Genomic DNA, 14,179 nt, shown 5'->3' with positions numbered 1-14,179 from the left:
CCCGTCCTACTGGATCCTGTCCCGCTTCACCGGGCCGCGGCGCACTCGACGACCACCAGACCGCCGGGCCAGCTTCGCGAACGGGCCACCCTCAGCCCGGCCGCCCCGGCCAGTACCTCGAAGTCCTGCACGGTGCGCTCCTGGCCGCCGAGCAGAACCAGGGACTGCAGGTCGAAGGAGGCATTGCGCTTGGCATGGTCATCCCCGGCGAGCACCTCGACGATCAGGACACGGCCGTCCGCCCCGGCGGCCTCGGCGCAACGTCGCAGGATCAGCTTCGCGTTCTCGTCGTTCCAGTCGGTCAGCACCCGCGAGACCACGTACACATCGCGGCCCGCCGGCAGCGGGTCGAAAAAGCTGCCGGGCACGAACTGCGCCCGGTCGGCCACCCCGGCCCGGCCCAGCGCTTCCTCGGCCTCGGGAGCGACCGGCGGCAGGTCCAGGACCTCGCCCTGCAGGTGAGTGTTGACCCGTACGACTTCCGCGAGCAGCGCGCCGATCCCGCCTCCGACGTCGATCACGGTGCGCACCCCGGACCAGTCGAACTCGGTGGCCAGCACCGGCCCGGTCTGCCAGGCGAAGGCCGCCATCACACCGCAGAAGAAGCCACGCAGGTCCGAATCCTGCTCGTATTCCTGCCAGAACGGCGTGCCGTGCACCGTGCCGTAGGCGGACTCACCGGTACGTATGGAATGCAGCATCCCGGTGAAGGCCAAGTCCATCCTGGTGCCGGGGCTCTCCAGGTTCAGCCAGCCCCGGTACCAGGTGCTGTCCTCGCTGAGCAGTTGCCGGGACAGTCCGGTCAGCCCGTACGTCCCGGGGGTGGTCTCGGCGAACAGCCCGACACCGACGAGGTGACGCATCAGGCGGCCCAACGACTCCTGGTGCGCCCCGGACGCCTCGGCGAGCCCGTCGAGTCCGGTGGTGCCCTTGGCGACCAGTTCCGGCAGGCGCAGGGTCACCGCGGTGCGCACGGCGAACGGGGTGGCCAGGTCTATGAGCCGGGTCAGCTCGGCAGTGGCCGTGGCAGCGGTGGCGGCAGTGGGCTCGGCAGACTGAGATTCCATACGTGTTCACTCCCTGTCGACGTCGACTGTGACGGGCGCTCGCCACCGGATGAAGACTATTCCGGAAAACGCGAGCGCGATTGAAAGAATATATCAATGGACACCGAAAAGGCAATTGATTCGCGATTGCCTAATCGGAATTCAAACGCGCCCTCAAAAATATTCTCGGGCATCAGAAAAAGGAAGGTCCACGGGTAATGGCTACCATCAGTCATGGCATCGCGTTCGACGTAAGCCCGGTCTCAGGGGCACTCGGCGCCGAGGTCCGAGGCGTTGATTTCGAAGAACTCACCGACGAAGGTTTTGAACGACTGCACGCACTCCTGCTGCAATACCTGGTGCTGTTCTTCCCCGAGGCGGCCGGCCTGAGTCCGCAGGCACACAAGGCATTCGGGAGCCGCTTCGGGGATCTGGAGATCCACCCCTTCCTGCCCAAGCTGGACGAGCACCCGGAGATCGTGGTACTCGACTCCGACCAGGGCGCGAAAGCCGACGTATGGCACACCGACGTCACCTTCAGCCCGAGCCCGCCCATCGCCTCGATCCTCCAGATCGTGCGGTGCCCGCCCAGCGGCGGCGACACGATGTGGAGCAACCAGTACCTGGCCTACGAGGCGATCTCGGTGCCGCTCCGCGACCTGCTGGACGGGCTGACCGCACTGCACCTTTTCGCTCACCCCAACGGTTCCTTCCGCAGCGAGGCCGAGCACCCCGTGGTGCGCGAGCACCCGGGCACCGGCCGGCGCTCGCTCTACGTGAACCGCATGTTCACCACCCGCATCCCCCAACTCGGCAAGGACGAGAGCGACATGCTGCTCAACCATCTGTTCACTCTCTCCGAACGCCCCGAACGGACGTGCCGCTACCGATGGGTGCCCGGCGCGATCGCCCTCTGGGACAACCGGGCCACTCAGCACTTCGCGGTCAACGACTACACCGAGCGCCGCGTGGGCCAACGGGTCACGATCCTGGGCGACAAGCCGCAGGGCGATGAGCCCCGCTGGGGCCACCACACCGGAACGGAGAGCGCCGCGGCCGTGGCTCGCGCCAAGCGCTGATCGCCGGGTCCCGTCCCTGACCGTGCAGATCGCGCGTGCGAGCAACCCGGGCGGCACCGTCAGCGGACCACTGCCGGGCCGCCACCCCGGAGCCGAAAGCACCATCAACGAGTTCACCCACGGACCAGGGCCCCGGCGCGTATCCCGGTTGTCCGGTTCGTGGTGATCATGTGATGCCGTAGAGCGCGAGGACGCGGTCGCGGTCGGTGTGGGAGCGTCGGGCGGCGGCGATGTTGGCGTGGCCGGCCAGTTTGAGGGCACCTCGGACGAGGTCGCGCAGGTCGGCCAGGACGGCGCGGGTGTTGTGGGTTCTGACCTGGGATTTGTCCTCGTTGAAGGTGACGTCCCGGTACCAGTGGACAGTATTTTGCACGGTCCAGTGCCCGCGAGCCCGGGCGGCGATCTCGGCGGCGGTACGCGGTCTCGTTCTCGCGGTCGTTCCGCCGGTACTGCGGGTCGACGGTCGCGAGGTGTGCGAACAGCTCGGGCCGGGTGATGTTGCCGCGCCCGGTCGCCTCGGCGGCCTGGCGCATGTGGTCCAGGACGCTCAGCGGCCGGTGGCGGGCGACCGAGCCCTTGCCGCCCGCGCCTCCGGCGACGGCCTCTCCCCCAAGCACCCGGACCTGCTCCCCTACGAGGGCCCGGCGGCGTAACTCCCCATGACCACGCGGGTGATCAACGTCAGGGGCCGAATCCACGACTTCGGCCCCCGCCTGGAACTCGCCCCGGCCGACATCACCTACGTAGGCCGCCGCTGGACCCTCGGCGGCTGGGACCTCCCCCGCCACCCGCTCCACAACCCCTTCGCCTACGACACCCCCACGCGCCGCCGCGACGGCACACGCGCGGAGGTGATGGCGAAGTACCGGGCGTATCTGCTGGAGCGGCCTTTTCTGCTGAAGCTGATTCCGCCGCTGCGGGGACGGGGGCTGGCTTGCTGGTGTGCGCCGTTGGTTGTCATGCGGAGGTGTTGGCTGAGCTTGCCGACGGCGGGGGTTGCGGGCCGTGACGTGGGTCGTGGTGACGGACGGCCCCGCTCCGGGATCGGATCGCCCAGGAGCGGGGCCGCCGTACACGCGACCTAAGGCGTCTCATTCCCCCTGAACCGAGACGTCCGTGATCTCCGCGGACACCTGCGTGCCCGACGAAGCAGTACTGATCATGGACGGCGTGTAGTTCAGACTCGTTCGGTCCGACAGCTCGGCCGTCTCGATGACCGGGCCGGACTCATCTCCGTGGATCTCGTAGGTGATCTCGTACACGGCGTCCGGATCGATCGCCTCGGTGTCACCCAGCAGGGTCAGGTCCGGCTCGACCGTGACGTTGCAGCCCGCGGACCCGAAGCACTGCCGGGCGGTGGTCTTGAGCCCGATCGTGAAACTGTCGGCGTCGACTGTGATGTATGTCGGCTCAGGGTCCGGCTTCTCCGCGGGGACCGCGTCCTCCGTGTGTGCGTTCGGATTGGCGGTGGATGCCGGCTCACTGCCGTCGTTCCTGGACTGCGTGACCACGAAGCCGGTGGCCACGATGGCGGCGATGACTGCGGCGGCCGAGCCGATGATGACGAGGTTGGTGCGCGGCTTCTTCGCCGGTGGCGACGGATCGTTCGACGGCGTGGGCGGCATCGACGGCATGGGCGGCAAGCTGGTGTCGGTCATGGTCCCCCAGGAGTGGTCGTTCCGTTCGTGGTCGGGCGCGAACGTCCCCACGCCCGCAGAACCGGCTACGACCAGCCCCCCGTGAAGTTGCTGCTCAGCTGCGCGTTGCAGATGTTGTAGCCACCGGACGCGTGGCCCTTCTTCGTCTTCCCGTCCACCGTGACCGAGCAGTTGATGTCTCCGGAGCCCTGGAGCTGCGCATGCACGTCGTAGTAGAGGGCGTCCTTGCGGAGGGTCAGCGTCGCCTCGAACTTGCCGTCCTTGAACGTGCCCTTACGCGTGTCCGAGTCGGAGCCGTACCCGATGTCGAGACCGCCGAGGGCGCCGGCGGGGGCGGTGCCCCACACCTTGAAGACGGCCTTGCCGTCGGTGGCGTCCTTCTTGGTGTCGTTCTTCTTCGTGTCGCCGGCGGCCTTGTCGGAGCTCTTGCCGGCGGGCGCCGCGCTCTTCGAGCTGCCGCTGGAGTCGTTGTTGCCGCTGCCTCCTCCGACGGCGGTGACGATGATGACGATGACGACGAACAGACCGACGATGCCTAGGCACCCGAGGCCGACGACCTTCCCGACGGAGCGCTTCTTCGGGGGCTGCGGCGGGAACGGGGGCTGTCCGTAAGGCTGTTGACCACCGTTGCCCCAGCCGGGCTGCTGTGGCGGGTAGGGCGGTTGGTTGCTCATGTGTCCCCCTGAGGTCTTCGCTGGTAAATGCGAGATGTGTGACTTGTAAACACAGCGTGTGGTTGCTGCCTGCTGGGGGGATTCACCCATTCGTGTCGGGGCAGATGTCCGGCCTCCCGGACGGCCCTGTCGCGGCCCGCTGTCCGGAGAGTCCTTGACCTGGGATCTCTGGGCCGAACGGACGGTCCGGATCCCTCGAGGACGCCGGGTAAACTCCGTACACGTGACTTCCGCTCCCGCCAAGCCCCGCATCCCGAACGTCCTCGCCGGACGTTATGCCTCCACCGAGCTCGCCACGCTCTGGTCTCCCGAGCAGAAGGTGAAGCTGGAACGGCAGCTCTGGCTCGCCGTGCTGCGGGCCCAGAAGGACCTCGGGATCGAGGTGCCGGACGCGGCGATCGCGGACTACGAGCGTGTGCTCGGCCAGGTCGACCTGGCGTCGATCGCCGAGCGTGAGAAGGTCACACGGCACGACGTGAAGGCGCGGATCGAGGAGTTCAACGATCTCGCCGGGCACGAGCAGGTACACAAGGGCATGACGTCCCGGGACCTGACGGAGAACGTCGAGCAGTTGCAGATCCGGCTCTCGCTGGAGCTGATGCGCGACCGCACGGTGGCCGTTCTGGCCCGTCTCGGCAAGCTGGCCGGTGAGTACGGCGAGCTGGTCATGGCCGGTCGCTCGCACAACGTGGCCGCGCAGGCGACCACCCTCGGCAAGCGCTTCGCGACCGCCGCCGACGAGCTGCTCGTGGCGTACGGCCGGGTCGAGGAGCTGCTGGGTCGTTACCCGCTGCGCGGTATCAAGGGCCCGGTGGGCACGGCGCAGGACATGCTGGACCTGCTCGGCGGCGACGCGGCGAAGCTCGCGGAGCTGGAGCAGCGGATCGCCTCCCACCTCGGTTTCTCGCAGGCGTTCACCTCGGTCGGCCAGGTGTACCCGCGCTCGCTGGACTACGAGGTCGTGACCGCGCTGGTGCAGGTCGCGGCGGCGCCCTCGTCACTCGCGAAGACGATCCGGCTGATGGCCGGGCACGAGCTGGTCACCGAGGGCTTCAAGCCGGGCCAGGTCGGTTCCTCGGCGATGCCGCACAAGATGAACACCCGCTCCTGCGAGCGCGTCAACGGTCTGATGGTCATCCTGCGCGGCTACGCCTCGATGACGGGCGAGCTGGCGGGCGATCAGTGGAACGAGGGCGATGTCTCCTGCTCGGTGGTGCGCCGGGTGGCCCTCCCCGACGCGTTCTTCGCGCTCGACGGGCTGCTGGAGACGTTCCTGACCGTGCTCGACGAGTTCGGCGCGTTCCCGGCCGTCGTGGCGCGTGAGCTGGACCGCTACCTGCCGTTCCTCGCGACGACCAAGGTGCTGATGGCCGCGGTCCGCGCGGGCGTCGGCCGCGAGGTCGCGCACGAGGCCATCAAGGAGAACGCCGTCGCCTCCGCGCTGGCGATGCGCGAGCAGGGCGCCGAGCGGAACGAGCTGCTGGACAAGCTCGCCGCCGACGAGCGCATCCCGCTCGACCGCGCCCAGTTGGACGCGCTGATGGCCGACAAGCTGTCCTTCACGGGTGCCGCGGCCGACCAGGTCGCCGTCGTCGTCGCCCGGGTCGAGGAGCTCGCGAAGCAGCACCCGGAGGCCGCGGGTTACACCCCGGGGGCGATCCTCTGACCCGCTTCACCCAGGCCGAGCTGGAGGCCGCCCGCGACCGTCTCGTACCGGACGTCGTCGCGAACGGCCTCGCCGTGCTGTTCTGCGGCATCAACCCCGGTCTGATGACGGCGGCCACGGGCCACCACTTCGCCCGTCCCGGCAACCGCTTCTGGCCGGTGCTGCACCTGTCCGGCTTCACCCCGAGGCTCATGAAGCCCGCGGAGCAGGGTGAGTTGCTGTCCTACGGGCTCGGCATCACGAACGTGGTGGCACGGGCGACGGCCCGGGCCGACGAGCTGAGCGCGGAGGAGTACCGCGAGGGCGGGCAACTCCTCGCGTCGAAGCTGACGGGGTGGAAGCCGCGCTGGCTGGCCGTCCTCGGGGTGACCGCGTACCGGGCCGCGTTCGACGACAAGAAGGCCCAAGTGGGGCCGCAGGAGCGGACGTTCGGGGACACACGGGTGTGGGTGCTGCCCAATCCGAGCGGGCTGAACGCGCACTGGACGGCGGCGATGATGGCCGAGGAGTTCGGACGGCTGCGGGCCGCCGCGCAGAACTAGATCCTCACAGTGGGTCCGTCTCCGTTACGACGGCGAGGAGTTGGAACGGGAGTTCCTTGTCCCACTGGGACACCCCGAGTGCGATCCACCGGCCGGTCTCCGGTGACTTCCACAGGTGTACGTCCGGCACGTGTGCGCTGAGCGAGGCCCAGGGCTCCGGTATGTCCTCGCCGCCTTGTGACCGCTCGAACGCTCCGGCCAGGCTGATGACTTGGGACGCTCCCCACCGTTCGCTCAGCCGCTCGCCGAGTCCGTCCCGGTCGATCTCGTACTGTGCCTCGGTCTGCTCCCGCTCCGCCCCGTCGTCCTCCCAGAAGTCGCCGCTCGTGTGTAATTCGGCGATGTGATAGCCGGGTCCCCCCGTACCCACGTCCGTCCTGCCGTGCTCCGCGGGGAAGTCCCGGGTGCACAGCAGGTCGATCGTCGCCGGCCAGTGCGTGATGTTCATGCCTCCAGTAAACCGGCCCCCACTGACAATTGACGGGGCGTCAGTGCCCGCTTGGGGTCAAACGTTCCGGCACGTCCGGGGTCAGGCGTCCCGGCGCCGCACGCTCCACGCCCCCGCCGTCAACGCCGCCGCAGCCCACAGGGCCGTCACCCCGAGCCCGGTCCACGGCCCCATCGCCCCGGCCCAGGTCTCGTGGAGCGCCACCTGGCCGGCCCGGTCGGGCAGGAGGTCCGCGATGCCGCTCGACGCGTCGCCGACCACGAAGCTCACGATGAGCAGGAACGGGATGACGATGCTCAGCGTCGCAACTCCGCTGCGCAGCACCGCCGTGAGACCGGCCGCGAGCAGCGCCATCAGCGTGAGATAGACGGCGCAGCCGACCACACCGCGCACCTGCTCCGCCCAGCCGAGCCCGTCCGCGTCGGCACCCAGCACCGCCTTGCCGACCACCAGTGTCACCACGCCGGTGACCAGTCCGGCGGCGAACACGGGCATGGCGACGGCCGTCGCCTTGGCCGCGAACCAGCGTCCCCGGTGCGGCACCGCGGCCAGCGACAGCCGTAGCGCTCCGCCCTGGAACTCGGAGGACACGGCGGTCGTGCCGAAGGCGATGGCCGCGATCTGGCCGAAGGTCACGCCGAAGAAGACCGCGAACAGCGGGTCGAAGTCGTCGCCTCCGGTGTCGGCCGAGGCGAGCGCGGAGAAGAGTGCCGTCACCACGAGCATCATGGCGAGGGCCGCGAGCTGTGAGCGCAGGGTACGGATCTTGATCCACTCGGAGTGGAACACGGGCGTGAACGCCATGGTCAGGCCTCCTGGAGCGGTGCGGTGAACTCGGTCTCGGTGGCGGTCAGATCGAGGTAGGCCTGCTCCAACGTGCCCTCCGTAGCGGTCAGTTCGAGGATCGGTACGCCCGCTGCGGACAACAGGGTGCCGATCTCGTCCACGCGTGCGTGCGCCACGGTCCAGTGCCCCTCCTCGTGCTCCACGGCGTCGAGACCGTGCTCGGCGAGCGTGCTCTTGAGGGCACCGGCGTCCGTCGTACGGATGCGTACCTGGGGTTGCACGCGCGCGTCGATGAAGTCCCGCATCGGGGTGTCGGCGAGGAGGCGGCCGCGGCCGAGGACCACGAGGTGGTCGGCGAAGGACGCGGTCTCGTTCATCAGGTGGCTGGAGACCAGGACCGTACGGCCCTCCACCGCCAGCCGGCGCAGCAACTCCCGGATCCAGACGATGCCTTCGGGGTCGAGGCCGTTCGACGGCTCGTCCAGCAGGACCACCTCGGGGTCACCCAGGAGGGCACCGGCGATGCCCAGCCGCTGACGCATGCCCAGGGAGTACGTCTTCACCCGGTGCCGCGCGACCGACGCGAGCCCCGTCTCCTCCAGCACCGCGTCGACCCGGGCGGCCGGGATGCGGTTGCTCGCCGCCAGGACCCGCAGATGGTCGCGGGCGGTACGGGAGCCGTGCGCGGCCTGCGCGTCGAGCAGGGCGCCCACGTGGCGCAGCGGCTCGGTGAGCGCGGCGTAGGGGCGGCCGCCGATGGTGGCGGTTCCGGAGGTGGGCCGGTCGAGGCCCAGGACGAGGCGCATGGTGGTGGACTTCCCGGCGCCGTTGGGGCCGAGGAAGCCGGTGACCTTGCCGGGGCGGACGTCGAAGGTGACGTGGTCCACGGCCCGCCGGGTGCCGTACTCCTTGGTGAGGTCTCGTACGTCGATGCTGGTCATGGCCAACAGCCTGGCCGTTCAAGGGGGTTGGGGCCTCCCCCGCCGGTGGCGATCGTCTCCCCCGCCCGGGGGAGGCCGATTGTCGGTGCCGGCTGTCACGATGTCGGAATGGCCCGCTTCCTGCGCCCGCTGCTCCGGGGGACGACGTACACGCGTCTGCTGCACCTCTGGGTTCCGATGCTCATCGTGAGTGTCTGGCTGTACATCGACATGTCGACGCCCTATGTGCCCGCGCTCGTGCTCATCCCGGTCGGCCTGATCCCAGCCGTGCGGATGGGCGAGGGGGTGCAGGCACGGCTGCTGCTGACGCCGGGCGAGCAGGACTCGGGGATCTCCGTCGCACCGGCGGCGACCTGGCGGGACCGGGGCCGGACCGTGCTGTGGCTGCAGACACGGATGGCGCTGAGCGTGCTGGCTTCGTTCAGCACCATCTGGGGGCCGCTCCTGTCCGTCACGCTCGTCGGGTTGGCGATCGGCAAAGTACCGGACGACGTCCCCGTGCTGAGCAACGCCCAACCGCACTGGGGATACGCCGTCCTGGCGCTGCTCCCCCTGATCGCGATGTACGCCGTCGTCGTCGGCCTCGGCGAATTGACCACGCTGCTGGCCCGGAAGCTGCTCGGCCCCTCCCGCGCGGAGCAGCTCGCCGCCCTGGAGGAGCGCACCGAGCAGCTGCTCGAACGCACGCGTATCGCGCGGGAGTTGCACGACTCCATCGGTCACGCGCTGACGGTCGCAGTCGTGCAGGCGGGCGCCGCCCGCGCGGCGGGCGACCCGGACTTCACCGAGCGGGCGCTGGGCGCCATCGAGGAGACCGGCCGGGCCGCGCTGGAGGACCTGGAGCGCGTACTGGGCGTACTGCGGGAGGCGGAGCGGCCCGTGAGCAGTCGGCCGACGCTCGTGGACGCCGACCGGCTGCTGGAGTCGGCGCGGGCCTCCGGGGCGAAGGTCGACGCCGAGGTGACCGGGCCGTTGGAGACGGTTCCGGGGTCGGTCTCCCGGGAGGGCTACCGGATTCTGCAGGAGGCGCTGACCAATGTGCTGCGGCACGCGGGGTCCGTGCCCGTACGGGTCCGTATCGGGGTCGCCGACGGCACCCTCGACCTGGAGGTCCGCAATCCGCTGACGGCGGCGATAGCGGGCCCGGGCCGAGGCAGTGGTCTACGGGGCATACGCGAGCGTGCCGCGCTGCTCGGGGGCCGGGCGTACACCGGGCCCGACGAGGGTGACTGGCAGGTGCACGCGGAGCTGCCGCTGGGCTGATCTAGGCTGACCGGATGCCGGTCACCGTTCTCCTGGTCGATGACGAACCTCTCGTACGCGCTGGTCTGCGGGCCGTGCTGGAGGCGCAGCCGGACATCGAGGTGGTCGGGGAGGCCGCCGACGGGGCCGCGGTGATCCCGCTGGTGCGGCAGCTGCGGCCGGACGTGGTCGCCATGGACGTACGGATGCCGCTCCTGGACGGCATCGAGGCCACGCGCGCGGTGCTGCGCACGGTCGACGATCCGCCGAAGATCCTGGTCATCACGACCTTCGAGAACGACGAGTACGTCTACGAGGCGCTGCGCGCCGGTGCCGACGGGTTCCTGCTGAAGCGGGCGCGGCCGGCCGAGATCGTGCACGCGGTGCGGCTGGTGGCGGAGGGCGAGTCGCTGCTGTTCCCGGCCTCCGTACGGCAGTTGGCCGCCGAGTACGGCGACGACGGCGGCAACCGGGCGGCTCGCGCGGTGATGGAGCGGGCCCAACTGACCGAGCGCGAGGCCGAGGTGCTGCGACTGATGACGCGGGGTCTGTCGAACGCGGAGATCGCCGCCCGGCTGGTCGTCGGGACCGAGACGGTGAAGTCGCATGTGAGCGCCGTGCTGGCGAAGCTGGGGGCGCGGGACCGTACGCAGGCGGTGATCGCGGCGTACGAGTCGGGGTTCGTGGCGCCGGGGTGACGCGGTGGGGCGGACGGGTCGGGGGTGCCCGGCACTCGCCGGGGTCCGCCACGCCGAGTACGATCCGCCCAACACGCGCACGAGCTGGGAGGACAGACCTTGGCGGGGCTGACCGGCGGGGACCCCTCGCTGCTGCGGAGGATCAACTCCGCGGTGGTGTTGCACGCGTTGCGTGCCACGGACTGCGCCACGCTGACGGAGATCACCCGGGTGACCGGTCTGTCCCGGCCGACCGTCGAGGGCGTCGTCGAGGGACTGATCGACGCCGGGCTGGTCGTCGAGAAGGCGGCCGACGAGAGCGTTGTACGGCGGCAGGGGCGGCCCGCGCGGCGGTTCAGGTTCCGGGCCGAGGCCGGGCATCTGCTGGGCCTGGAGATCGGCGCACATCGCGTCGCCGTGCTGCTCGCCGACCTCGACGGCCGGGTGCTCGGCGCGATCGCCAAGGACGTCGACGAGACGGCCTCGGCGGACGAGCGTCTTGAGCGGCTGCGCACCGCGGTCGCCGAGCTGCTGCGCCGGGCCGGGGTCGCCCGCGGCTCGCTGCGCGCGGTGGGCGTCGCCACGCCGGGCATCGTCGAGGCGGACGGCACCGTACGGCTGGGCACGGCGTTGCCCCAGTGGACGGGGCTGCACCTGGGCGAGCGGTTGAGCCGTTCCTTCAAGTGCCCGGTGCTGGTCGAGAACGACGCCAACGCGGCGGCGGTCGCCGAGCACTGGAAGGGCGCGGCCACCGAGTCCGACGACATGGTGATGGTGCTGGCCGGGTTGAGTCCGGGCGCCGGTTCGCTGATCGGGGGGCGGCTGCATCGGGGGTATCGCGGGGCGGCCGGCGAGATCGGCGCGCTGCATCTGCTGGGGCGGGACGTGACTCCGGAGACGCTGCTCTCCACCACGGACGAGCCGCTGCATCCGTTGGACGAGCAGGCGGTGGCGCAGGTCTTCGCGCTGGCGCGGGACGGTGACCAGCGGGCGGTGGCGGCCGTCGACCGGTTCATCCAGCGCCTTGTGCACGATGTCGCCGCGCTGGTGCTGGCGCTCGATCCGGAGCTGGTCGTCGTGGGTGGGTGGGCTGCTGGGCTGGACGGTGTACTGGAGCCGTTGCGGCGGGAGTTGGCGCGGTATTGCCTGCGGCCGCCGAAGGTCGCGTTGTCGTTGCTCGGGGAGGCGGCTGCGGCGACTGGGGCGCTGCGGTTGGCTCTTGACCATGTCGAGGAGCAACTGTTCGCGGTCGAGGGCACGGTGACGCGGCGCTAGCTTGGCCGTCAAGGTCGTCTGTTGTCTGCCGGTTCGTTGTGGCCGGTCGCGCAGTTCCTCGCGCCCCTTTGGGGCGCGCTGCCGTGCCCTGTACCGAAAACGCGTTGCGCCCCGGAGCAGTTCCGGGGCGCGACGCGATGAACTGTGGCCGGGTCAGGAAGCCTGGCGTTCTGGGCCGTGGTGGATTTCTACGCCTCCGGAGTCGGCGAAGGTCAGGCGGCAGGTGTCCGCGCGGTAGGTCGCGACGGAGACTGCGGCGGTGCGGCCCTCGGCGAAGAAGCGGGTCGTGACGACGAGAACCGGGGCTCCGGGGAGGCGATCCAGTTCCTTTGCGTCGTCCGCGCGGGCCGAGCCGAGTTCCACGGCGCGGTCCTGGCCCTCCAGTTCGAGGCGCTGCAACTCACGCAGGACCGCACGCGCGCGTGCGGTCGCGGAGGGAGCGTCTATGGCGGAGAGGTCGGGTACCGACGACTCCGGGATGTAGAGCAGTTCCGCGGCGACCGGCTGGCCGTGGCTCACCCGGGAGCGCCGCACGGTGTGGACCAGTTCCTCGGAACCGGTCTCCAGGACGTCCGCGACGGCCGCCGGCGGAGCCGCCAGCACACAGTCGACGGACTGCCAGGCGTCCTCCCCGGCGCCCGGCCATGCGTGCTGCTCGGTGCCGACGGCGACACCCACGCGCGGCGGCGCGACGGTCGTACCGACGCCGCGGCGGCGCTGCAGCCGGCCTTCCAGTTCGAGTTGTTCCAGAGCCTGCCGGAGCGTGGCCCGGGCGACGCCGAAGCGGGCCGCCAGGTCGCGCTCGTTGGGCAGGATCTCACCCACCGAGAACTCGGAGTCCAGTGCCTCACTCAGCACTGTCTTGAGATGCCAGTACTTCGGCTCCGGCACCGATTCCAACTGCGTGGTCCCCACCCTGTCCTCCGCAATCGCCGTGTTCCGGCGGCGTTTTAGCGCCCTTGTTTATTAAAGGTTGTTTCACTTATCTGCGACCATAGGACGGCCCCCACCCTTGGTCAAGACCAATCCTCCATGTCATATGCAATGCACAGAGCGTCTGCCGCAGAGCGTTCACAGGGCGTTCGTACTGGGTGTTCTTCGTGACGTAACAGCAAAGCCCCCGTCGCGAAACGGGGGCTCCGCGCGGGCCGCGGCTAAGCGGAAGCCAGTGATCGAAGCTTGTCGGGGTTGCGGACGATGTAGACGGAACGGATGCGTCCGGCGGATACGTCCACCTGGAAGACACTGTCGGGCGTGTCACCCGAAAGGATCAGTACCGCGGGTCCGCCGTTGAGCTCGAGGAAGCGGAACGACATGTCCGGGATCCCCTTCCCGGCGACGGCGACCAGGAAGCGGCCCACATTGTCGGCGGTCTCCAGGATGCGCAGCGGCGCCTTGGACTTGCCGCCGCTGTCGCCGATCAGACGGACGTCCGGGGCGAGCATCTTCATGAGGCCCGCCAGGTCTCCCTCGGCCGCCGCGGCGAGGAACCGCTCGGTGAGATCGCGGCGTTGGGCGGGGTCGACCTCGTAGCGCGGGCGCCGTTCGTCGACGTGTTTGCGGGCCCGTCCGGCGAGTTGGCGCACCGCCGGTTCGCCGCGGTCCAGCATGGCCGCGATGTCGGCGTACGGGTAGCCGAACGCCTCCCTGAGGACGAACACGGCGCGTTCCAGCGGGGACAGCGACTCCAGGACGACGAGTACGGCGAGGGAGACGGAGTCGGCGAGCACAGCGCGCTCCGCGGTGTCGGGGACGGTGTCCCCGAAGTCGGTGACGTACGGCTCCGGCAGCCACGGGCCCACGTAGGCCTCCCCGCGCGCCTTGACCTGGCGGAGCCGGTCGATGGCGAGGCGGGTCGTGATGCGCACCAAGTAGGCGCGTGGTTCGCGGACCTCGGCGCGGTCGGCGGCGGACCAGCGCAGCCAGGCGTCCTGGACCACGTCCTCGGCGTCGGCCACCCGCCCGAGCATGCGGTAGGCGACTCCCATGAGGACGGGGCGGTGTTCTTCGAAGACATCGGTCGGGGTGTCGGTGGTCACCACCTCATCCCATGCGTTGGGCGCTGCTCTGTCCAGCAGAAAACCGCGGGCCGCAAGGTCCCCGACTCTTGGGGCTACCGGTCAGTAGCAGTTGCTGACAAGCTGT

Annotated in this window: 15 protein-coding genes and 2 pseudogenes; 8 read left to right on the top strand and 9 right to left on the bottom strand. The window is 70.0% G+C overall.

The genetic code is table 11. From position 1 onward, the window contains the following. Positions 1–26: 26 nt before the first annotated feature. On the bottom strand, positions 27–1,067 hold the full coding sequence (locus OG504_RS44065; protein WP_266868999.1) for a methyltransferase: 1,041 nt from the start codon (positions 1,065–1,067) through the stop codon (positions 27–29). Positions 1,068–1,264: 197 nt separating this feature from the next. Between OG504_RS44065 and OG504_RS44060 the strand changes: the two genes are divergently transcribed. Beyond that, entirely contained in the window at positions 1,265–2,125 is an 861-nt protein-coding gene (locus OG504_RS44060; RefSeq protein ID WP_405994783.1) for a TauD/TfdA dioxygenase family protein, read from the top strand. Between the two features lie 166 nt (positions 2,126–2,291). On the opposite strand, the pseudogene OG504_RS44055 reads toward OG504_RS44060, so the two are convergent. Further along, positions 2,292–2,540, bottom strand: a pseudogene (locus tag OG504_RS44055) (ISAs1 family transposase); the annotation flags it as partial. A gap of 55 nt (positions 2,541–2,595) precedes the next feature. On the opposite strand from OG504_RS44055, the gene OG504_RS44050 reads away from it, so the two are divergent. Together OG504_RS44050 and OG504_RS44045 are read left to right on the top strand one after the other, a co-directional pair. Continuing rightward, the gene (locus OG504_RS44050; RefSeq protein ID WP_405994782.1) at positions 2,596–2,778 is read left to right on the top strand and encodes a hypothetical protein; all 183 of its coding nucleotides are present in this window, start codon (positions 2,596–2,598) and stop codon (positions 2,776–2,778) included. A 6-nt stretch (positions 2,779–2,784) separates the two neighbouring features. Continuing rightward, positions 2,785–3,134, top strand: a pseudogene (locus OG504_RS44045) (DUF4326 domain-containing protein). 82 nt (positions 3,135–3,216) lie between these two features. On the opposite strand, the gene OG504_RS44040 reads toward OG504_RS44045, so the two are convergent. Next, positions 3,217–3,783 carry a hypothetical protein gene (locus OG504_RS44040; RefSeq protein WP_405994781.1) on the bottom strand — a complete coding sequence of 189 codons (567 nt, stop codon included), beginning with the start codon at positions 3,781–3,783 and terminating at the stop codon, positions 3,217–3,219. A gap of 65 nt (positions 3,784–3,848) precedes the next feature. Further along, positions 3,849–4,457, bottom strand: coding sequence for a hypothetical protein (locus tag OG504_RS44035; protein WP_405994780.1), 609 nt, complete (start codon positions 4,455–4,457; stop codon positions 3,849–3,851). Positions 4,458–4,680: 223 nt separating this feature from the next. Here OG504_RS44035 and purB point away from each other — a divergent pair, with 223 nt between their 5' ends. Both purB and mug read left to right on the top strand, forming a co-directional pair. Further along, positions 4,681–6,123: an adenylosuccinate lyase gene (gene purB / locus OG504_RS44030; RefSeq protein WP_405994779.1), complete on the top strand. Its 1,443-nt coding sequence runs from the start codon at positions 4,681–4,683 to the stop codon at positions 6,121–6,123. Continuing rightward, entirely contained in the window at positions 6,120–6,665 is a 546-nt protein-coding gene (gene mug / locus OG504_RS44025; RefSeq protein ID WP_405996584.1) for a G/U mismatch-specific DNA glycosylase, read from the top strand. Before purB ends, mug begins: the two co-directional genes overlap by 4 nt. Before the next feature lie 4 nt (positions 6,666–6,669). Here mug and OG504_RS44020 read toward each other — a convergent pair whose 3' ends face one another. From OG504_RS44020 to OG504_RS44010, 3 genes are all read right to left on the bottom strand, one after another. Then, positions 6,670–7,113: a hypothetical protein gene (locus OG504_RS44020; RefSeq protein ID WP_405994778.1), complete on the bottom strand. Its 444-nt coding sequence runs from the start codon at positions 7,111–7,113 to the stop codon at positions 6,670–6,672. 81 nt (positions 7,114–7,194) lie between these two features. Further along, positions 7,195–7,917, bottom strand: a complete 723-nt coding sequence (locus tag OG504_RS44015) for an ABC transporter permease (RefSeq protein WP_405994777.1) — start codon at positions 7,915–7,917, stop codon at positions 7,195–7,197. Between the two features lie 2 nt (positions 7,918–7,919). After that, positions 7,920–8,840, bottom strand: coding sequence for an ABC transporter ATP-binding protein (locus OG504_RS44010; protein WP_405994776.1), 921 nt, complete (start codon positions 8,838–8,840; stop codon positions 7,920–7,922). Positions 8,841–8,948: 108 nt separating this feature from the next. Between OG504_RS44010 and OG504_RS44005 the strand changes: the two genes are divergently transcribed. From OG504_RS44005 to OG504_RS43995, 3 genes are all read left to right on the top strand, one after another. Beyond that, positions 8,949–10,103 carry a sensor histidine kinase gene (locus tag OG504_RS44005; protein WP_405994775.1) on the top strand — a complete coding sequence of 385 codons (1,155 nt, stop codon included), beginning with the start codon at positions 8,949–8,951 and terminating at the stop codon, positions 10,101–10,103. A gap of 14 nt (positions 10,104–10,117) precedes the next feature. Next, positions 10,118–10,780: a response regulator transcription factor gene (locus OG504_RS44000; protein ID WP_318014945.1), complete on the top strand. Its 663-nt coding sequence runs from the start codon at positions 10,118–10,120 to the stop codon at positions 10,778–10,780. 99 nt (positions 10,781–10,879) lie between these two features. Then, positions 10,880–12,034 (top strand): ROK family transcriptional regulator, encoded by a 1,155-nt coding sequence (locus OG504_RS43995; RefSeq protein WP_405994774.1) that lies wholly within the window; start codon positions 10,880–10,882, stop codon positions 12,032–12,034. 153 nt (positions 12,035–12,187) lie between these two features. Here the strand turns inward: OG504_RS43995 and OG504_RS43990 are convergent, their stop codons facing one another. Then, positions 12,188–12,949: a GntR family transcriptional regulator gene (locus OG504_RS43990; protein WP_405994773.1), complete on the bottom strand. Its 762-nt coding sequence runs from the start codon at positions 12,947–12,949 to the stop codon at positions 12,188–12,190. Between the two features lie 239 nt (positions 12,950–13,188). Further along, positions 13,189–14,073: an RNA polymerase sigma-70 factor gene (locus tag OG504_RS43985; RefSeq protein WP_405994772.1), complete on the bottom strand. Its 885-nt coding sequence runs from the start codon at positions 14,071–14,073 to the stop codon at positions 13,189–13,191. Positions 14,074–14,179 lie beyond the last annotated feature (106 nt).

The organism is Streptomyces sp. NBC_00986, assembly GCF_045162565.1.
Classification (GTDB): Bacteria; Actinomycetota; Actinomycetes; order Streptomycetales; family Streptomycetaceae; genus Streptomyces.
The sequence above is the reverse complement of the archived record's forward strand: the minus strand, read 5'-3'. Positions and strand labels throughout refer to the sequence as shown.

What these genes read in the sequence shown, in the direction of transcription:
- OG504_RS44010 (WP_405994776.1), bottom strand. Translation starts at nt 8,840, where the DNA reads ATGACCAGCATCGACGTACGAGACCTCACCAAGGAGTACGGCACCCGG.
- OG504_RS44015 (WP_405994777.1), bottom strand. Translation starts at nt 7,917, where the DNA reads ATGGCGTTCACGCCCGTGTTCCACTCCGAGTGGATCAAGATCCGTACC.
- OG504_RS44005 (WP_405994775.1), top strand. Translation starts at nt 8,949, where the DNA reads ATGGCCCGCTTCCTGCGCCCGCTGCTCCGGGGGACGACGTACACGCGT.
- OG504_RS44035 (WP_405994780.1), bottom strand. Translation starts at nt 4,457, where the DNA reads ATGAGCAACCAACCGCCCTACCCGCCACAGCAGCCCGGCTGGGGCAAC.
- OG504_RS44020 (WP_405994778.1), bottom strand. Translation starts at nt 7,113, where the DNA reads ATGAACATCACGCACTGGCCGGCGACGATCGACCTGCTGTGCACCCGG.
- OG504_RS44060 (WP_405994783.1), top strand. Translation starts at nt 1,265, where the DNA reads ATGGCTACCATCAGTCATGGCATCGCGTTCGACGTAAGCCCGGTCTCA.
- OG504_RS44000 (WP_318014945.1), top strand. Translation starts at nt 10,118, where the DNA reads ATGCCGGTCACCGTTCTCCTGGTCGATGACGAACCTCTCGTACGCGCT.
- OG504_RS44040 (WP_405994781.1), bottom strand. Translation starts at nt 3,783, where the DNA reads ATGACCGACACCAGCTTGCCGCCCATGCCGTCGATGCCGCCCACGCCG.
- OG504_RS44065 (WP_266868999.1), bottom strand. Translation starts at nt 1,067, where the DNA reads ATGGAATCTCAGTCTGCCGAGCCCACTGCCGCCACCGCTGCCACGGCC.